The 20,093-nt window shown below is 48.0% G+C and carries 16 protein-coding genes and 1 pseudogene; 13 read left to right on the top strand and 4 right to left on the bottom strand.

From position 1 onward, the window contains the following. The first annotated feature begins 17 nt into the window (after positions 1–17). The 4 genes from BM124_RS07790 to BM124_RS07775 all read left to right on the top strand — a co-directional run bounded on the left by BM124_RS07790 (position 18) and on the right by BM124_RS07775 (position 6,107). Positions 18–1,394 (top strand): SLC13 family permease, encoded by a 1,377-nt coding sequence (locus BM124_RS07790; protein WP_093336560.1) that lies wholly within the window; start codon positions 18–20, stop codon positions 1,392–1,394. A 15-nt stretch (positions 1,395–1,409) separates the two neighbouring features. Next, positions 1,410–2,327 carry a methylisocitrate lyase gene (gene prpB / locus BM124_RS07785; RefSeq protein ID WP_093336558.1) on the top strand — a complete coding sequence of 306 codons (918 nt, stop codon included), beginning with the start codon at positions 1,410–1,412 and terminating at the stop codon, positions 2,325–2,327. Positions 2,328–2,333: 6 nt separating this feature from the next. Continuing rightward, the gene (locus tag BM124_RS07780) at positions 2,334–3,773 is read left to right on the top strand and encodes a bifunctional 2-methylcitrate dehydratase/aconitate hydratase (protein ID WP_093336557.1); all 1,440 of its coding nucleotides are present in this window, start codon (positions 2,334–2,336) and stop codon (positions 3,771–3,773) included. A 159-nt stretch (positions 3,774–3,932) separates the two neighbouring features. Then, a complete protein-coding gene (locus tag BM124_RS07775; protein WP_093336555.1) occupies positions 3,933–6,107 on the top strand; it encodes a DNA topoisomerase III in 2,175 nt (724 codons plus the stop codon). A gap of 847 nt (positions 6,108–6,954) precedes the next feature. Here the strand turns inward: BM124_RS07775 and mqo are convergent. Both mqo and BM124_RS07765 read right to left on the bottom strand, forming a co-directional pair. After that, positions 6,955–8,454 (bottom strand): malate dehydrogenase (quinone), encoded by a 1,500-nt coding sequence (gene mqo / locus BM124_RS07770; protein WP_093336554.1) that lies wholly within the window; start codon positions 8,452–8,454, stop codon positions 6,955–6,957. 198 nt (positions 8,455–8,652) lie between these two features. Further along, positions 8,653–8,874 carry a hypothetical protein gene (locus tag BM124_RS07765; RefSeq protein ID WP_093336552.1) on the bottom strand — a complete coding sequence of 74 codons (222 nt, stop codon included), beginning with the start codon at positions 8,872–8,874 and terminating at the stop codon, positions 8,653–8,655. 379 nt (positions 8,875–9,253) lie between these two features. On the opposite strand from BM124_RS07765, the gene cshA reads away from it, so the two are divergent. The 3 genes from cshA to BM124_RS07750 all read left to right on the top strand — a co-directional run bounded on the left by cshA (position 9,254) and on the right by BM124_RS07750 (position 13,542). Next, positions 9,254–10,672, top strand: a complete 1,419-nt coding sequence (gene cshA / locus BM124_RS07760; RefSeq protein ID WP_170841035.1) for a degradosome RNA helicase CshA — start codon at positions 9,254–9,256, stop codon at positions 10,670–10,672. Between the two features lie 116 nt (positions 10,673–10,788). Then, positions 10,789–12,684: an ABC-F family ATP-binding cassette domain-containing protein gene (locus tag BM124_RS07755; protein WP_093336551.1), complete on the top strand. Its 1,896-nt coding sequence runs from the start codon at positions 10,789–10,791 to the stop codon at positions 12,682–12,684. Between the two features lie 69 nt (positions 12,685–12,753). Continuing rightward, complete coding sequence (locus BM124_RS07750) at positions 12,754–13,542, top strand: TerC family protein (protein WP_093336549.1); 789 nt, start codon at positions 12,754–12,756, stop codon at positions 13,540–13,542. A gap of 91 nt (positions 13,543–13,633) precedes the next feature. On the opposite strand, the gene BM124_RS07745 is transcribed toward BM124_RS07750, so the two are convergent. Then, entirely contained in the window at positions 13,634–14,269 is a 636-nt protein-coding gene (locus BM124_RS07745; protein ID WP_170841034.1) for a superoxide dismutase family protein, read from the bottom strand. 227 nt (positions 14,270–14,496) lie between these two features. On the opposite strand from BM124_RS07745, the gene BM124_RS07740 reads away from it, so the two are divergent. Next, the gene (locus tag BM124_RS07740) at positions 14,497–14,697 is read left to right on the top strand and encodes a hypothetical protein (protein WP_093336547.1); all 201 of its coding nucleotides are present in this window, start codon (positions 14,497–14,499) and stop codon (positions 14,695–14,697) included. Between the two features lie 38 nt (positions 14,698–14,735). Further along, positions 14,736–15,293, top strand: coding sequence for a 3-dehydroquinate synthase II domain-containing protein (locus BM124_RS07735; protein WP_093336545.1), 558 nt, complete (start codon positions 14,736–14,738; stop codon positions 15,291–15,293). 18 nt (positions 15,294–15,311) lie between these two features. Here the strand turns inward: BM124_RS07735 and BM124_RS07730 are convergent. Then, positions 15,312–15,752 (bottom strand): annotated as a pseudogene (locus tag BM124_RS07730) (peroxiredoxin-like family protein); the annotation flags it as partial. A 394-nt stretch (positions 15,753–16,146) separates the two neighbouring features. On the opposite strand from BM124_RS07730, the gene BM124_RS07725 reads away from it, so the two are divergent. The 4 genes from BM124_RS07725 (at position 16,147) to BM124_RS07710 (ending at position 20,046) form a co-directional block, all read left to right on the top strand. Beyond that, the gene (locus BM124_RS07725; RefSeq protein ID WP_093336542.1) at positions 16,147–18,006 is read left to right on the top strand and encodes a cation:proton antiporter; all 1,860 of its coding nucleotides are present in this window, start codon (positions 16,147–16,149) and stop codon (positions 18,004–18,006) included. Positions 18,007–18,131: 125 nt separating this feature from the next. Further along, positions 18,132–18,488: a DUF2325 domain-containing protein gene (locus tag BM124_RS07720; protein WP_425288581.1), complete on the top strand. Its 357-nt coding sequence runs from the start codon at positions 18,132–18,134 to the stop codon at positions 18,486–18,488. Positions 18,489–18,508: 20 nt separating this feature from the next. Further along, positions 18,509–18,997: a hypothetical protein gene (locus BM124_RS07715; protein WP_093336541.1), complete on the top strand. Its 489-nt coding sequence runs from the start codon at positions 18,509–18,511 to the stop codon at positions 18,995–18,997. A gap of 152 nt (positions 18,998–19,149) precedes the next feature. Beyond that, entirely contained in the window at positions 19,150–20,046 is an 897-nt protein-coding gene (locus BM124_RS07710; protein WP_093336539.1) for a diacylglycerol/lipid kinase family protein, read from the top strand. Positions 20,047–20,093 lie beyond the last annotated feature (47 nt).

Genomic DNA, 20,093 nt, shown 5'->3' with positions numbered 1-20,093 from the left:
ATAGGGGGCCAAGGCCAATGAAAAAAAATAACGTTTTAACAGCTGTTGTGATAGTACTTTATGGAATGTTCTTCTTACCATGGCTGGATTGGAGCATACAAATACAAGCGGTGTCTGCGCTTGTCATGATACAAATTTTATGGATCGGCAGAGTGTTTCCGCTTGCTTTCAGTTCGATTCTCTTGATTCTGCTGCTGTCTTTTCACTTTTTTTCATATGATGAAACATTAAGCTTCTTTGGTTCTGAATTAGTTTGGTTATTGTTTTCTACTTTTATTCTGGCACATGCATTTATTCAGACAGGTCTTGCCGGTCGTGTTTCGTTATCCATTCTCCGGCTATGCAAGGGATCAGGCAGATTATTAATTTTTATATCCTTTGCTCTAATGTTTGTGCTGACCGTTTTTATTCCATCTAATATTGGAAAAGGAAGCTTAATTAGTTCCATCCTTGATGATATCTCTCAACGTTTACAAAGCGTGCAGTTCACACCGAACTTGTCTAAGTCAATGTTTATTGGAATATCGTATGTCAGCGCTATTTCAGCTGCATTTGTTCCAACTGGTGCAAGTTCTACGATATATGCGTTCGGCATATTTTCAGAGGTTTCCAGTGAGATGACATATGTACATTGGTTATTATATCTAGGAGCCCCTATATTAGTATTTGTGTTCTTGTTAGGCGGGCTGTTGGAATTGTTTTTTCCCGCTGAAAAAGTAAATCACGAACTGGTAAAGCATCTCCTCAATACTAAATTCGTTCAATTAGGAGCATGGACATGGCCTGAAATAAAAATGACGATTATCAGTGGAATCATTTTGTTATTGTGGATGACTCAATCTCTGCATGACTATTCCATTCCTTTGGTGGGGTTACTGGGAGCAGTCCTAACTGTCCTGCCTTATTCTGGAGTTCTAACATGGGAACAGGCGAAAAAAGGAATTAATTGGGACATGATGATTTTTTTCGCTGCTACTTTAATGTTGTCCAATATGCTGATCAGCACGGATACGATTGACATTTTTGCTTCTTATGTTAGTTCTCTTTCCAATCACTATCCCTCCCTGATATTAGTCTTAACACTAATTATTTTCACCGCTTTGATAAGAATTATATTTGTGAATGTGCTGGGTTTTCTAACGATCATGCTCCCGCTTTCTGTAACCTTAGGAGAACAGATAACTGGAATTTCCCCTTTAAGCCTGGGTATGGCCGTCTATTTAACAGGTGTACCGGGGTTTATACTTGTTACTCAATCTCCAGTTCATTTAATCAGCTATTCCTATGGATATTTTACAGAGAAAGATTTGTGGAAAGTTGGATCTGCAGCACTAGTGGTATGGGTTGGGCTTATTTTTGCCTCTTTCTTTTTTTATTGGAACCACATTATATAAGGGGGTTTATATCGATTGACTTGGTTGACTCAAAATCAAAAATCACAGAAACAGCTGGCTGAAGAATTCAGAATTTTTATGGAAGAGAAATCCATACTTAAACTTATGGGGGTTCATGATGGTATGGCAGGTGTGGCAGCAAAGGAAGCGGGCTTTCAGTCATTATATTTATCAGGGGCTGCGTTTACAGCAAGTAAGGGGCTTCCGGATATCGGGATATTACAGTCTACGGAAGTTGCTGAAAGGGCAAAAGAAATCACTAGAGCTGCAGATCTTCCATTGCTGGTGGATGTAGACACAGGTTTTGGCGGGCCGTTAAATGTTGCCAGAACGGTTAAAGAGATGGTAGAGGCAAACGTGGCAGCAATTCAGATAGAGGATCAACGTCTTCCCAAAAAATGCGGCCATCTCAATGGGAAACAGTTAATCTCTGCAGAGGATATGGTTCAAAAAATTCAAATGGCTAAAGAAATTGAACCTTCTCTTATTGTGGTCGCCCGTACGGATGCCCATAGTGTAGAAGGCATGGATGAAGCTCTCAAAAGGGCTCAGATTTATGAAAAAGCTGGTGCGGACGCAATTTTTCCGGAAGCGGTAAGTAAAGAAGAAGAATTTGAAGCATTCACCCGCTGCATTTCAAAACCATTGCTGGCAAACATGACTGAATTTGGGAAAACGCCTTACTACACAGCGGAGGAATTTGAGAGTATGGGATATCAAATGGTGATCTATCCTGTTACTTCTCTTCGGGTTGCTGCTAAAGCGTATAAAGAAGCGTTTAGAGAAATTTACCAAAAAGGGACTCAGAAAGATATTTTAGAAAACATGCAGACACGGGAAGAACTCTATGAATCAATCCATTTAAATGACTATGAAAATCTGGATGATAAAATCTCTACCAGCATTTTACCAGAACAAGGGGAAAGGAGATAATGGATTATGGCAAACATTCAGGACAGTATAAAGCAAACGGATGAAGTGCTGGAAGCTATTGGAGATTATGTCCTTAAAGATCAAGTAGAGGAAGAAGAAGTTCTGGAAACGGCTCAATACGTACTGATGGATAGTTTAGGTTGTGCAATGCTCTCTTTAAATTTTCCGGAATGCACGAAGCTGCTTGGACCTGTAGTGCCTGGTACGTATGTGCAGGACGGGGCAGTTGTCCCGGGAACTTCTTATGAATTAGATCCTGTCCAGGCAGCTTTCAACACCGGAATAATGATTCGATGGCTGGACTATAATGATTGCTGGCTGGCGCAGGAATGGGGACACCCCTCCGACAATTTAGGAGGAATTTTGTCTGTTGCAGACTATATCAGCAGGAAAAGTATGAAGCAGGGTGAACCACCTTTAAAAGTAAAAGATGTTCTTACGGCAACAATCAAGGCTCATGAAATTCAAGGAATTTTGGCATTGGATAATAGTTTGAACCGCCGGGGACTGGACCACACATTGTTTGTAAAAATAGCTACGACTGCTGTGGCGACAGCAATGTTAGGAGGTACAAAACAGGAAATAGTAAATGCTGTTTCCAATGCCTGGATAGATAATTCCAGTCTTCGGACATATCGTCATTACCCAAATGCTGGTTCAAGAAAGTCATGGGCAGCAGGTGATGCAACGAGTAGGGGTGTTTGGCTTGCGTTTTTAGCATTGAAAGGGGAAATGGGCTACTCCACGGCATTAACGGCCCCGTATTGGGGATTTGAAGATGTAGTGCTTGGGGGAGAAAAAGTAAATCTACAAAGACCTTTCGATAATTATGTTATGAAAAACATACTATTTAAAATTTCGTTTCCTGCTGAATTTCACGCGCAGACAGCTGCTGAGTGTGCGCTTGAATTATCAGAAGAAGTGCAGGGGAGTATGGAAGATATCGATCGCATTGTCATTCATACGCATGAATCTGCCATGCGCATTATTAATAAAACCGGTCCACTTCAAAATCCCGCTGATCGTGATCATTGTCTTCAATATATAACTGCAGTGGGGTTGATCTATGGAGAAATTACGGCTTCCCACTATGAAGATGAGACAGCATCAAACCCACTCATTGATCAATTACGAAATAAGATGGAAGTGGTGGAAAATGAACAGTATACAAAGGAGTATTTGGAACCTGGTAAGCGGGCGATTGCAAATGCTGTTCAAATTTATTTTAAAGACGGTACTTTCACTGAAAAAGTCGAGAGAAAATACCCGGTAGGCCACCGCTTTAGAAGAACAGAAGGCTTTCCTCTATTACACAGGAAATTCAGAGACAATATAGGAACACAGTTTTCACAAGCAGAGCAGAATAGTATATACCATATGTTTTCAAACACCGAACAATTAGCAGATAAACCCATTAATAATTTTATGGATTGCTTAAAAAAATGAAGAATGGAACTAGGTATGATTGACTCAGGAATAAGGTTGTCTTCAGCTCACAATTTTATATTAGATGAAACATGCTGCAACACGTTCCCACTGAGGCAGAAAGTAGACATAGTATGATATTATGAAGGAGACTATGAAAAGTGGGAAGGATTTTCGGTCATGAGTAAATCAGTCATTCTTGCAGAAAAACCGTCTGTAGGAAAAGATATAGCCAGAGTGCTGGGGTGCAGAAACGAGAAAAACGGCGTCATCGAAGGGTCGCGCTACATTGTAACGTGGGCGTTCGGCCATCTGGTTACACTGGCGGAACCCGATACGTACGACGCCAACTACAAAACGTGGCGGCTGGAGGATCTGCCGATGCTGCCGGAAAAGTTGAAACTGTCCGTCATCAATAAATCCGGGAAGCAGTTCAATACCGTGAAAAAGCAGCTGTCCCGTGATGACGTGAGCGAGGTCATTATCGCGACCGATGCCGGCCGCGAAGGGGAGCTTGTGGCACGCTGGATTCTTGATAAAGCGAATGCCAAAAAGAAAATCAAGCGTCTCTGGATTTCGTCGGTAACGGATCAGGCGATTAAACAAGGATTTCAGAAGCTGCATGACGGACGGAAATTCAATTCCCTGTACGCGGCGGCTCAGGCAAGAGCGGAAGCGGACTGGTACGTCGGTATGAACGCGACCCGCGCGCTGACAACAAAATTCAACGCGTCGCTTTCATGCGGGAGGGTCCAGACACCGACGCTTGCGATGGTTGCTTCCCGCGAGCAGGAAATAAAAGAGTTCAAGCCGGACACGTTTTATCAGCTTTACGGGAAAACGGAACGAGGACCCGTGTTCTGGTGGAAACATCCGAAATCCGGCGACACCCGTTTGTTTTCCAAAGAAAAAGCGGAACAGCTTGATCAAAAAGTGAAAAACAAGCCGGCTGTTGTCACGTCGGTGGAGCGAAAAGAGAAGAAGAATGATGCTCCGCTGCTGTACGACTTAACCGAACTGCAGCGCGAATGCAGCCAGCGCTTCGGGTACTCCGCCAAAGAGACGCTCAGTGTCCTGCAGCGGCTGTACGAAACGCACAAAGTGCTCACCTATCCTCGGACCGATTCGAACTATCTTTCTTCCGACTTAAAAGGCACGATGAAAGAAAGACTGAAAGCCGTCGATGTCCGCCCGTTTTCGCGGCACGTGCTGACCATCAACAAAAACGGATGGAAGATGGCCGGCCGGATGTTCAATGACAACAAAGTCTCTGACCACCATGCCATTATTCCAACGGAAGAAGCTCCGGTTTATCAAAACATGTCCGATAAAGAAAAGAAATTGTATGAGATGGTCGTCACTCGTTTTCTCGCCGCCTTTTTTCCGCCGCAGAAAAAAGAAATGACGGATCTGCAGGCAGAGATCGGCGGAGAGCCGTTTGCCGCAAAAGGAGAAAAGGTGCTCGAAACGGGTTGGAAAGCGGTGTATGATTCAGAAGAAAACGAAGGAAAGAACAGCATTCCATCCGGAGTCAAGGAACAGGATACGCTGAACCTTGTGAAAAGCGGACTCGACAAAGGGGAGACCAAGCCTCCGTCGGCGCTGACGGAATCGGCGCTGCTGTCGGCAATGGAGAATCCGGCCAAATTCATGCAGGGCGAAGACAAAGAGCTCGTCCAGACGATTAAGCAGTCAGGCGGCATCGGAACCGTCGCGACACGGGCTGACATTATCGACAAGCTGCAGAACTCTTTTCTGCTTGAAAAAAGAGGAAACGCGTTCCACGTGACTTCCAAAGGAAAGCAGCTCCTCGATCTCGTTCCGGAAGAACTGAAATCAGCCACACTCACAGCCGAGTGGGAGAAACAGCTTCATGACATTGAAAAAGATAACCTGAATAAAAAGGAATTCATCGACCAGATGAAATCCTATACCGGCGAAATCGTAGACGGCATTAAAAAGAGCTCACAGTCGTTCAAGCACGACAATGTCACCGGAACGCCGTGCCCCGAGTGCGGTAAGCTGATGCTCGAAGTAAAAAACAAAAACGGCAAAATGAAAGTATGTCAGGACCGGTCGTGCGGTTACAAAAGGAATATCGCCAAAACGACCAACGCCCGCTGTCCGAACTGCAAGAAGAAAATGGAGCTGCGCGGGGAAGGGGACGGAAAGATTTTCGTCTGCCGCTGCGGGTATAAAGAGAAAGAATCATCTTTTGTGGAACGGCGTAATAAAGAAAAGCAGGATAAAGCATCCAAGCAGGACGTGAAGAAATACCTGAACAACCAGGAAGACGACAACATCTCCAACCCGGCCCTCGCCGAAGCCCTGCAGAAATGGAAAAACAAAGAGTAATATCATGTATTCTGAGAGAAAAAACGCTCCCGGTTGTCTTTTGTGACAAACGGGAGCGTTTGATGTAGTACGAGGTGCGTTCGAATGCCTTTTTGTTGAACGGATATGGACACTACCGTCGGAAAATACAGCAGTAGTATCCGCGGAGGACTGTTGCGAGGACACTAAACCGCTGACTTCGAGACGCAGTGTCCACCGGCAAAAATCAATGGACACCAGCTGCCGGCCGGGGTAGTCTTAGTGTCCACCAAGGCAACTTCCGTGGACACTGGGCATGCCGCGCGGCGACTTAGTGTCCATGGAGCTGCTCCGCCCTGTAACAACCGCGGTACAAACTGCCGGAATGGGGTTTCGCATAAAAAAGAAGAGTCTGGGACAAAAGATAAATATGCGGAAGAAAACACGAATGTCTCGAGTAGCTGTTTAAGAGCCACATAGTAGCGGAGCCAAAATACTTCGACTCCAGCTTAGAACAGCACGAGTCACGGGGACCCCGCAGGAAGCGTTTTTCTTCCGAGGGCCCGCAGGATGCGGGTCAGGTCGGCGCCCACCAGGACGTGCCGGTCTTAGCCGATCTTCCTTCTTTTGAGCCGTGCCCGCGGCAAAGAAGACACGATGAGCTCCGGCGAATCGATGTCGCCCTTGTACTCCGGAGTGCAAAGAAGACACGATGAGCCTCAGCGAATCGATGTCACCCTTGTGCTCTGGAGTAAAAGCGAAGTATTTTGGCGCAGCGGTTTATCTCAGGAACGAAAAATGCCGAACGATTTTTTAAAATCGTTCGGCATTTTTATATCCTATAAAGGTTTTGTTCCACTCTCTTCTTTATTTAATCGCTGCCTCTTTATCACGTTTTGGAACCATTCAGACCGAGAATGCGTGAACTGGACGCGTGAATGTGTTCAAGCAGTTCGGGGTTGTCCTCGAGGGACTCGCCGTAAGACGGGATCATTTGTTTAATGCCGGGCTTCCACGCATTGAGATAGTCCGGAAAACATTTTTCAAGAACCTCGAGCATAATGGAGGCGGAAACCGAAGCGCCCGGGGATTCACCGAGAAGCGCGGCTAACGACTGATCATCGGAATGAATCAATTTCGTGCCGAACTGCAGCGCTCCTCTGCCGCCATCTTTCGTATCTTCAATCAATTGGACGCGCTGCCCTGCAACCAGCATATCCCAGTCTTCGCTTTTGGCACTGGGAACAAAGTTGCGCAGTTCATCCATCCGCTGTTCCTTGGACATGCTCAGCTGCTTGGCCAGGTACTTGATCAACGACGTATTCTTCGTGCCCGCGGCAAGCATCGTGAACGTGTTATTTGGTTTAACGGAATACAAGAGATCCATGTAGGAGCCGCTCTTCAAAAATTTCGGCGTGAACCCTGCGAAAGGGCCGTACAGCAAAGTGTCTTTCCCTTCAATATGACGTCTGTCCAGGTGGGGGACTGTCATAGGCGGTGTGCCTTCCGGTTCTTTGCCATACACTTTAGCATCGTGCTGCTCAACAATGTCGGGGTTATGACAGACGAGAAATTCACCGCTGATGGGGAAGCCGCCAATGTGCCGGCTCTCAGGGATTCCTGTTTTCTGAAGCAGCGGCAGCGCACCACCGCCGGCGCCGATAAACACGAAATCGGCATGATGCTCTTCCAGCGTTTGATGCTCCTTATTCTGCACTTTCACTTCCCAGGCCCCGTCCTGCAGCTGGGTAATATCATCTACGGTATGATTGTACCGAATATCTACATTATCCTGCTGTCCCAGACTTTTCAGCATCTGACGGGTTAATTCCCCGAAATTCACATCCGTTCCGTGGTCGGCTTTGGTTGCCGCTGCAGGTTCGCTCGAGGTGCGGTCCTGCATCATTAAAGGCATCCACTCAGCTAAGCGTTCCGGGTCATTGGAAAATTCCATGCCCTGAAACTGGGGATGATGGGACAAAGCGTCAAACCGTTTTTTCAAAAAGGCCGTGTTCTTTTCCCCGTATACAAAACTCATATGAGGCAGCGGCCGGATAAATTCGCGGGGGTCCAGGATGTCACCTGTCTCCACCAGGTGAGACCAAAGCTGCCTGGAAACCTGGAATTGTTCATTGATTTTGACAGCCTTCCTTATATCGATGGAGCCATCCTGTTTTTCAACGGTATAGTTTAATTCACAAAGCGCCGCATGCCCGGTTCCTGCGTTGTTCCATTCGTTCGAACTTTCCATGCCGGCTGCGTCCAGCTTTTCAAACAAGGTGATGTGCCAGTCCGGCTGTAACTTATTCAGAAGTGTTCCGAGCGTCGCACTGACAACGCCGGCGCCGATAAGTATAACCTCTGTCGTCTGTTTGTTGTTCCTGCCCATTTTTATCTCACCCTCTTATCAAGTCAATCTACGATTCTATTGTAAACAAAAATGATACCGATTACAATGAAAAGATATGGTCATCTGATGACTGTTCCGCTTACAACGTCACTCCGATTATTCAGGAAAGGAGATAACGTTTTAAAAGAGAAGCAGAAAAAAAGAGCCTGCTTCCAGCTGGGGAAACAGGCCGTGTTTCTATAAAAATAACTTGTCTTCAAAATCGTGCAGCCGGTTCGCCATCGTAACGATGTATTCCCGTTTGTAGTACGGGTGAACATCTGCTGCCAGTTCTTCTTCGGTTCCTGCATAATAAATGTTGACATTTTCAGCCTTCAGACCTTCGATGGTTTCGGATGTGCCGACAGTTATGCGGCGTTCTCTTCCATCATAAAGATAGGCGTACTTTTTATCAGGCATGACAGGCCTCCTTTACGTATGGCGTTTTCATGCACCACTGCCACAGATTCATGTTCTTTATGAATCTATTTTCAGTATAGAATCAATTTTTTAACAATTCAACATTGTATAGATTAAAATCCTGTTACAGTTTTTTTAACATACATGTAGCAGGAAAAAGTAATGTGTGGTATGATTATATAATAATAAAACACAGTGATGTTTTTGCACAAAGTCAGCGTATGTGATGAGGAGTCTGTATCCCTTAGAACGAAGCGGGATGCAGTTTTTTTAGGTCATGACAGGAATACTCATGAAATATTTTTTCTATACATGTCATCATTTTCACGCTTTCTGCTGAAAATAGAGCTGTATCGTTAAATAAAGGAGAAATGAAAGATTGACATTATTTTCAGAACTACAGCTGGACAGCCGCATTCTGCAGGCTGTTCATGCGATGGGATTTGAAGAATCCACGCAAATTCAGGCGGAAGTCATTCCAAAAGCGAAATCGGGAAAAGACATTTCCGGCCAGGCACAGACAGGAACGGGTAAAACAGCGGCGTTTGGCATCCCGTTAATCGAAAAAGTAACGAACGATGAGCATTCTCCGCAGGGTCTCGTTCTGACACCGACCAGAGAACTTGCGGTACAGGTGTCTGAAGAACTAAACCGGCTTGGACAGTACATCGGTGTAAAAGCGCAGGCGGTGTACGGCGGCCAGGATATTTCCCGTCAGATTAAAGCGTTGAAGCGGCGTCCGCAGATCATCGTCGCCACACCGGGACGGTTTATGGACCACATGAGGCGGAAAACGATCCGGCCGGAATACATGGATATGATCGTTCTCGATGAAGCAGACGAAATGCTGAGCATGGGATTCATCGAAGATATCGAAACGATTCTCGGTTCTGTCTCCAAAGAGCGCCAGACGCTGCTTTTCTCTGCTACAATGCCGAAACGGCTGCAGCACGTGATGCAGAAGTTCATGAAAGACCCGGAAGAAGTAAAAGTGAAAAGCAAAGGAATGACGGTATCAAACATTGATCAGTATTACATGGAAGTGCCGGAAAAGCAGAAGTTCGACACGCTCTGTCACCTGCTTGATATCACCCCTCCCGACCTTGCGATCATCTTCGGACGCACGAAGCGCCGGGTCGATGAGTTGTCGGAAGCGCTGAACCAGCGGGGATACGCCGCTGCCGGCATCCACGGGGACCTGAAGCAGCAGCAGCGCGATAAAGTGCTGCGTCAGTTCAAAAACGGTTCGATTGATATTCTGGTCGCAACCGATGTAGCAGCGCGTGGACTGGACGTGCAAAATGTGACGCACGTGTACAACTTTGACCTTCCGCAGGATCCGGAGAGCTACGTCCACCGGATCGGCAGAACGGGAAGAGCCGGCAAAGAAGGTTCCGCCGTCAGCTTTTCCACCCCGAAAGAAATCGGACACCTTCGTTTCATCGAAAAAACGATCGATAAGAAAATGAAGAAACAGGATATTCCGACGCTCGAAGAAGCCAGATACGGCCGTTATCAGCAGGCGGTCAACAGGCTGAAGGAGGCGGCGTCAGAAGACGTTCCGGATGAACTCGAACAAACCGCCCGGACCCTGCTCGAAGAATTTGACGCGGTCACTCTAGCAGCTGCGGCCATCGGCATGAACACAAGTGAGCCGAACCAGGCACAGGTAAAACTGACCGAAGAAGCACCGCTGCGCCCGAAACAGAAAAAAGGCGGCAAGCCGGGCGGCAAACCAGGCGGCAAAAAACGAATGGACCGCTCCAAGCGCAATCCACGCCAGAAAAACCGTTCCTGATGAACGGTTTTTTCTTTTAGAGAGGCGTTTGCTGCGCCGCCTGTTTCGGAAAACAGGCATCCGCATGTTATGATGAATAAAGCGCACAATCCCGCCGGGCGGAAGGAGGAAGAAACATGAGTGTACTGAGAGCAGAGAATGTATATCAATCGTTTGGGGATAAAACATTATTTGACCATATATCATTTGTTATCGAAAATCAGGACCGGATCGGCTTGATCGGTGTGAACGGGACAGGGAAGTCATCTCTTTTGAAAATTCTGGCCGGCATTGAATCTCCGGAACAGGGGGAGCTCATCCATGCCAACAGCCTGCAGGTGGAATACCTGCCGCAGGAACCGGAACTCGAAGAAGAATTAACCGTCCTGGATCAGATATACTACGGCGAATCGGATGTCATGAAAGCAATGCGCCGGTACGAAAAGGCGCTTACCGAACTGGAAGAAAACAGTGAAAGCGCGGATGCCCAGGATAAACTGATGAAAGCCCAGCAGGCGATGGACAACGAGCAGGCCTGGGAAGCGAACACGACCGCGAAGCAGGTGCTCACCCGCCTTGGCATCACCGCGTTCCGGAAAAAAGTAAAAGAACTGTCAGGAGGCCAGAAGAAAAGGGTCGCCATCGCCAAAGCCCTGATTCAGCCGGCTGATCTTCTGATTATGGACGAACCGACGAACCATCTCGACAATGAATCGATCGAATGGCTCGAGAATTTCCTGTCGTCCTATCACGGCGCCCTGCTTCTTGTTACCCACGACCGTTATTTTTTGAACCGGGTCACCAACCGGATTTATGAACTGGACCACGGCAGTCTGTATGTGTATGAGGGAAACTATGAGCTGTTTCTCGAGCAGAAAGCGGAAAGAGAAGCGCGCGAAGAACAGGAGGAAGCCAAACGGCAGAACATTCTCCGCACCGAGCTTGCCTGGCTCCGTAAACAGCCGAAGGCCCGCGGAACGAAGCAGAAAGCCCGCGTCGACCGCGTCGAGGAAATGAAAAACCAATCCGGATCGGAGAAAAAACAGGATGTTGATTTTGCGATCGGCTCCACCCGCCTCGGAAAAAAGGTAATGGAAGCAGAAGGACTTTCGAAAACATACGGGGGCGCCACGCTGTTTTCCAACTTTGATTATCTCGTTACGCCCGGCGAACGGCTCGGTATCGTGGGACCAAACGGGAGCGGCAAAACAACGCTCTTGAATGTTCTTGCCGGAAAAACAGAGCCTGATGAAGGCTGGATCGAGCGTGGTCCGACCGTACGCATCGGGTATTATTCGCAGGAACAGGAAGATCTCGATGAAAATAAACGGGTCATTGAATTTATCCGGGAGACCGCTGAAATTGTCACGACGGTGGACGGCCGCGAGATTACCGCCGAACAGATGCTGGAACGATTTTTGTTCCCGCGTCCGCTGCAGTGGAATTACATTTACAGACTGTCCGGCGGAGAACGGCGGAGGCTGTACCTTTTAAGTGTTCTGATGGAAGAGCCGAATGTGCTGTTTCTTGACGAGCCGACCAACGACCTCGACACCCAGACATTAAGCGTGCTCGAAAATTACCTCGACCAGTTTCCAGGTGTTGTCATCACTGTATCCCACGACCGCTACTTTCTCGACCGCGTCGTAAACAGGCTGCTCGTTTTTCAGGACAATGGCACTATCGAACGGTATCAGGGCAGCTATAAAGAATTGATCGAAGAGAGAAAAGAGCAGGAGGCCGCTGCCGCCGCCCCGCTTAAACAAAAAACGGAGGAAAAGCCGAAAGCCTCCCGTAAAAAAATGTCCTACAAAGAGAAACAGGAATGGGAAACCATCGAAGCAAAAATCGATGAACTGGAGCAGGAAAAAGCGGAAGTGGAAGCAAAAGTTGAACAGGCGGGAAGTGATTTTGAAAAAGCGCAGGAATGGGTGGAACGCCAGAAAGAACTCGATACCGAAATTGAGCAGGCAGTGGACCGTTGGACGGAGCTGTCCATGATCGCCGAAGAGCTCGAAGAAATAAACAACTAATAGTCTGCACTGCATAAACTGATCCTTGGAGAGGCAGTCTAAGGTCAGCAATGATAAAGGAAGATGATTATGGATGCAGGCATACTGATGGAATACGGCTGGGTGCTTCTGGTGCTCATTGTGCTGGAAGGCATTCTGGCCGCGGATAACGCGCTGGTCCTCGCGATTATGGTGAAAGGACTTCCGGAAAAACAGCGGAAAAAAGCCCTTTTTTACGGGCTGGCCGGAGCCTTTGTGTTCCGCTTTGCTTCGCTGTTTGTCATATCGTTTCTCGTGGATGTCTGGCAGGTGCAGGCGGTCGGTGCGCTGTATCTTCTGTTTATGGCCGGAAACCATATCGTACGGAAAGTATGGCTCGACAAAGAGAAATCTCCGGAAGAAAAAGCGGAAGAAAAGAAAGCTGGTGCCGCGGGTTTCTGGGGTACGGTGCTGAAAGTGGAAGTCGCCGATATCGCGTTTGCGGTGGACTCCATTCTAGCCGCGGTCGCCCTTGCTGTCACCCTTCCGAATACGCCGATCGGCAATATCGGCGGTCTGGATGGAGGCAAGTTTATTATCATTTTAACAGGCGGACTGATCGGGGTTATTATCATGCGTTTTGCGGCAACGTTGTTTGTGAGACTGCTGAAACAGCGGCCGGGCCTCGAAATCGCCGCGTTCATTATCGTCGGCTGGGTGGGGATCAAACTCGCCATTTACACGCTTTCGCACCCGGCGCTTGCCGTCCTGCCGGAAGCGTTCGCTGAGTCCAAACCATGGAAAATCACGTTTTACAGTGTTTTGGTACTGATTGCGCTCGGCGGCTGGTTTCTGTCCGGAAAAAAAGAAGACGACGGGGGAAAAGGGTCAACGGCATAAAGCTGACACAGTCATCACATGACTGTGGCGGCTTTTCTACATAAAAAAATCCACCCGGCCGCCGCGGGTGGAGAGAAAGTGGTTGAAACAATCAGGCATTTGCGGGTTTGATCACACCACAGGAAATTCTGCTTCCGGAGTCTCCGGTCCTCAGTGTCTGTTCATCAGGGCCCCGTTCACCGGTGTCGGCCTGCACGTACCGGTTCGGGATGTTGGCAAAATTGTTCGGACCGTCATGAAGAATGACAGCAAGATTTTCGTTCATGAGCTGCTCCGGTGTAATCCTGTCGAGCGTGCTTTTAAGATAGGCGGAACCGTCTTTCATCCCGAAAAGCGACGGCATATCACCGGCGTGGGACCCGTGAACCGTGCCTCCCGGATTAAAATGACCTCCGGCGGTGGTAAATGGCCCATCGGGCGCATTTGGTTCGCACAGACCGGTCTCATGAATATGGAACCCGTGAAATCCTTCCGGCACCCCCTCTTCGAACTCACTGTGCATCATGACACCGTTCTCTTTCTCAAAAAATCGAACAAGGCCGATCTTCGTGTCATCCGTGTTCACCATTTCTGCTTTCGCGATGGGGGCCGCCTCTGCGTAAGGATTTTCGGAAGCTACTTCTTCAGCTTCCTGCCGCGGCATGCTTTGTTCCTCTTCAGATGGAGCACATCCTGCGGCTGTGGTTAAAACGGCGGCTGCCATCACCCATGCACTTTTTTTAAACATATATTCGTCCTCCTTCAGGACCATCTTTGCCACTGCTTTCATTATTTATTCCAAAGAAGGAAGATTCTCACTCTCTGTTCTTTCAGCTGCTGCGCCGGCTGTTTTTACATTTGAACGGAAGGTCTTTATAAAGACTGTCATGTTTTCACTGAAAGAAGATGATGAATAAGGCAGGGTGCGTTATACTGGAGACAGGGTGAAAAAAGGAATAACGAAGGTGATAACGGGTGAAGAATATATTGAAAATCATGACCGGTATCTGGTTCATCATGTTGATGTTTCAGGTTTTATCGGCCTATGCGGTGACGCTGGCCGGTGTTCCGGATATGGTAACGATACTTATGATGATGGCCTTTGCTGTCGTGGTAGTGCGTGAATTCAAGCGCGGTATTGTGCGGGAAATGGAACAGGATTCTTCAGGATCGTAGATTACAGGAAATGATCAGGTTCAGAAAGGAAGATAGATGTGGAGAATGAGCAGGAAAAAGAAAGCCTGACGTGCGGAATCGTGGAAAAAGTGACGCCGATCGGCACTGGTACAAGAGTGTGCATCGACACAGCAGACATTCTAACACCCACCGAAGGAGTGCTCACGGGAAATACCGGACACGGCTATCTGCTTGTCCTGTCGGAAAACCGGGCGTCGGAAACGTATCCTCCGCGTACGTTCCGGATTAATGCGGGTGGTCTCCATCAATACCTTTATCAGCAGGGCGGCACGCGCTACCTGGAAGAATTACGCGGCGGTGACAGACTGGTCGTTTACGACGGGGCAGCGTCCAAAGAGGTTCCCATCGGCCGGGTGAAAATGGAAAAACGTAATCTCGTGCGGATGGAAGTGAACGCCGGAGGTATCCACGTATCGGCGACGCTTCAGGATGCGGAAAGTGTCTTTCTGCTAGGTGAGGACGGGAGTGCTGTTTCGATGAAAGAAGTGAAAGAAGGCGACCGGATCCGCTGCTTTCTGGATGAACCCGGACGCCATCTGGGGCAGAAAATAGAAGAACAGATTAACGAATATTAGCAGAGGACAGGCTCCGTTTTACATAATATATGTGTCTGCAGCCTCTTTCAGCTGCTCGATGGAAGCATGGTTTTCCGGCGAATCGTCGACATGCTGCCACTGCAGCTTTCTGCCGGCGTCAAACAACCAGGCGCCTCCCTGGATGAATACGTCAGACTTTTGCATGGAAGTCTTGACGACTTTTCGTTTTTCTTCTTCTTTTGGAAGCAGATCTTTCACTTTTCCGGTCATCGTTCCAAGAGCCGCTTTACCAAGCAGTTTAAGCGGGTTCATGCTTTGATGGCCGAAGCCCCGGAACGCTTCTTTTTCCGGATCGGCGTACAACGGAAATGGGAACGGGCCGTACGCTTCCTCAAATTGGGAAAGCAGTGTGACCGATGCCGGGAAAATCGTGATTATTTTAACTCCGCGTTTGTCCTGGAATTCATCTGCGTACTCACGCAACTGCGCGAGAAAATCTCTGCAGTATGGTCAGCCGGGGTGACGGAGAAAAATGACAAACGCCGGGGTGCCGGCAATTCTATTCTCCAGGTGGCAGTCCGAACCATCTGTTTTTTTTAATATATAGTCGGTATCCACGAGTGAACCTCCTCTTTTCATCTACACCCATTATAAAGTTTTTATGAATCAAAGCCAATGGATTGAAAAAAACCCTCTTCATGTTGTATTGTTTTGTTTCGGGCATCATGCCAGCATTGACATACACGTATACCATTTAACATAGGAACGCGTCACCTGCAATACAGCATCCCGTTGTTTGCATATCGGATGCATCTGCAGCGCTTGAAAAGGAGTGGAGTCCTGCCGGCATAAGCGCTGTATTTATGTCACACGAAAGAGAGAGGAACCTGATATGTTTGAATCAATTTTGTCCCACTTGATGCTGATTGGTGTACTCGGGATAGGGTCACAGTGGTTTGCATGGCGTTTCCGCATGCCGGCGATCGTTGTCATGTCGGTAGCGGGTCTGCTTATCGGACCTATTTTCGGTTTTATGACACCGAGTGAGGATTTCGGAGCGTTGTTTAACCCCATCATATCGGTAGCTGTGGCAATCATCTTATTTGAAGGTAGTCTGAACCTGGATTACAGAGAAATACAGGGCCTTGGGAAGTCCGTGTACCGTATTATTACGCTGGGCGCTTTTCTGGCCTGGATTCTCGGCTCATTGACTGCTTATTTTGTCGCCGATTTGTCCTGGGCTGTTTCCTTCGTCATCGGAGGACTTTTTATTGTGACCGGCCCGACTGTTATTCTTCCGCTTCTCCGCCAGGCCAAACTGAAAGCCAGGCCGGCGGCGATCCTGAAATGGGAAGGAGTGGTAGTGGATCCGCTTGGCGCGCTCCTGGCTGTGTTTGCTTTTGAAATCATTCAATTCTTAACGGTGGATTCCGTAACAGCCGGCGCGCTCCTGTTATTTTTTCTTGCTTCCCTGTTTGCGATTGCCATCGGCTGGGCATGCGGCCGGGGAATCGGCTGGATGTTTGAGACCGGATTCGTACCGGAGTTTTTAAAGTCGCCGATTGTCTTCACCGTTGTTATCGCCTGTTTTGCCCTGGCTGATGAAGTAATGCATGAAACCGGACTGCTTGCGGTGACAGCGATGGGCATGACGATGGCGAATATGCATATTGCTTCCTTGAGCGACATGAGGCATTTTAAAGAAAATATATCGGTGCTGCTTTTGTCCGGCATCTTTATCATGATTACGGCATCTCTGGACCGGGAAACCCTGCTTCAGGTGTTTGATCCGCGCATTTTGACATATGTTCTGTTAATGCTCATTGTCGTCCGGCCGTTGTCGATCTGGATATCAACGATCAACACAGAGCTGTCTTTTAAGGAAAAAGCGCTGGTCGGCTGGATTGCTCCACGCGGCATTGTCGCATTAACGGTGGCGGGCTACTTTGCGAACGTGCTCGAACAGGCAGGTTATCCGGGGGCTTCCATCGTCACACCGCTGACGTTTGCGCTTGTGTTTGCCACTGTTTGTGCGCACGGTTTTTCCATTGGAGCACTGGCGCGCAAACTCGGACTTTCCCTGGAAGGAAAACCCGGGGTGATTATCGTCGGCGGCAGTTCCTTCACGACCGCCCTTGCCAAAACGCTGAAATCCATGAATATTCCGGTTCTTATTACGGATACGTCCTTTGAGCAGCTGTTCAACGCAAGAGCCGAAGGGGTTCCGTATTACAGAGGGGAGATTCTGTCAGAGCAGACGGAATATTACCTCGATCTTACACCATATGAGAAATTAATTGCAGCGACAGACAAGGATTCCTATAACTCTTTGGTCTGCACAACCTTCGTACCGGATATTGGGCGGAATGACCTCTTTCAGCTCAGCTGGCACGATCCGGAAAAAGAACATCCGGATGATCTGGTTCTGCGGATCGGCGGGCGCATTCTGTTTGAAAAAGGGGCCACCTATGCTGAATTGAACCGCAAAATTGAAGAAGGGTATTATTTTGTGCAGACACGCCTGTCCAAACAGTACACGTACAAGACATTTCTGCAGGACATTCAGGCGGATACGCTGCCGATTCTAAATTTTAAACCGACCGGCAAATTTGATTTCTTTACGAGTGAGGCACCGCTGAAACCGGAAGCTGGTGACACGATTATCAGCCTCGTGCCCCCGGTCAGTCCTGAAGAAACAGTTGGAGATATTATGCCGCCGAAAGACGACACGCAAAAAAACCTTCCTGAATAAGCAGGGAGGTTTTTTTGTATGGAACGGACAAGGAAGGAGACATTTTCGGGTGGTCAGGTGTTTACGCTTTTTCTTGTTGACACCGGAAAAGAAAACCAATAGACTAAAGGTAAGAAATATTGAGAATGATTATCATTATTGTCGGAGGTGCTTATCCGTTGGATACGCTGATGATTGTAGGAGCGGACAAGCTTGGGTCTATACCGAAACGGCTGCAGGAGGCAGGGTTTGAGGATATTTCCCATGTAAGCGGCAGGAAAGTGAAAATGGTGCAGAAAAGCATTCCGGAGCACGTGGATTTAATATTGATTCTCACTGACTTCATTAACCATAACATAACCGACAAACTCAAAAAGAAAGCAAAAGAACAAAATGTGCCCGTCTGTTACGCGAAACGGTCATGGTGTTCGATCTATAAAACGCTTGTCAATTCCGAAGAAGTATGCCGGAAGTGCCCGGCAATCAAAAGCATGTCGAAATAATAGACCGGGGAGGGATATACATGAATGAAGAACCAGAACACTTACAGCACGCCATGCAGAAAAGCCCGGGATACAGTGTGCAGAATTACTTCAACCTCGTGCTCGGGATGCTTTCCACGGCAGATAACGTCACATCCGCCGATCTGCTTCGTATGATGAAGCAAAATTGGAAACTTGTTGCTGTCGATCAATTTTCGGATATATATCAGTATGTGATTACACTTCCTGTAATGATGGATGAATCGCTGAAACTGTTCTCCGCCTTTCCGCTTCCAGGGGAACGTTTTCAGGAACACGTGGAAGATGTTCTCCTGACAGGAAGCATGCATTACAAAGAGAAGAGAGCAGAAGCGTGGATGTTTATTCACGGCACGAGAGCGCACAAACAACACCTGCTCTCGCGGGCGGTACACATCCTGGAGCAGAAGTTTCCGGACATATCCTGGACGCTCACAGCGGCTGACCCACTCTCTGCAGAACGCTTTTCCCGCAGAAAATACATGCCGTAGCAGCACGGGCCTCCCGGTGAAAATACCTGCCACCTCTCCCATATCCTCATTTGGAATGGGGGTTTTTCTGTCGGTTCTAATCGATTTGGTTTACAAACACCATCTGGAAGGTTACATTAAAATCAACATCATTATGCAGAAGGATGAACTGAATGTACGAAAAAGCGCTGATGCTGATAAATGGGAATGCCGGACCTTCTTTTATCCAAAAAAATATAGAGCTCACAGCAGGAATATTGACCAACCATATTGAAGAACTTATCATCCGAAAAACGCATTACAAGGGGCATGCGGAGGAAGTGCTGCAAAGTACCGGCAAAGAGTACGACCTTATTATTATCATGGGCGGCGACGGTACCGTTCATGAATGCGTGAACGGACTTGCTGCCCTAAATGATCCGCCGAGCGTCTGCATTCTTCCCGGCGGCACATGCAATGATTTCTCGAGAACACTGGCTGTTCCCCAGAATATCAAGAGAGCGGCCGACAGTCTGATGAACGGAACAACGAGACACGTGGACATCGGAACGATGAATGAACGTTTTTTCACCAATTTTTATGGAATCGGTCTGATCGCACAAACGTCGGAAAATATCAATGGAGACTGGAAAAACAAGCTGGGGAAAGTCAGTTATCTGCTCAGCGCTCTTCAGACGTTCACCAATCCCGATCCGTTTTCGTTTGAGCTGACGCTTGATGACGAAACGATGACGGATGAGGCAGTGATGGTGCTGGTCGTAAACGGCAATTTCATTGGAGCTTCGCAGCTTCCATTTCAGGGCATTGTTCCGGATGATGGCCTGTTCAATGTATTTGTCGTCAGCCAGGGGGGAGCATCGCTCTTGCGGGAATACCTGACAGCCAAAAATCCATTTGCATGGGATCCCGAACCAACAGATGTGAAACATTATAAAGCCCGGCACGTTGCTTTAAGCACGCCGGAGCCGATGAAGGCGGACACGGATGGCGAAATCTACATGAAGACACCGGCGGTTATCGAAAATCTTCCCGCGCGAATCCCTTTTCTCGTGCCGGATACACCGCAGTAAACGGTCTAAAAGAGTAGATGGTATGGCACGGCAGAAGGGGACACGTA

The organism is Salibacterium halotolerans, from assembly GCF_900115625.1.
Lineage (GTDB): Bacteria > Bacillota > Bacilli > Bacillales > Marinococcaceae > Salibacterium > Salibacterium halotolerans.
Note: the sequence above shows the minus strand (reverse complement) of the source record. Positions and strands in the feature narration are given on the sequence as shown.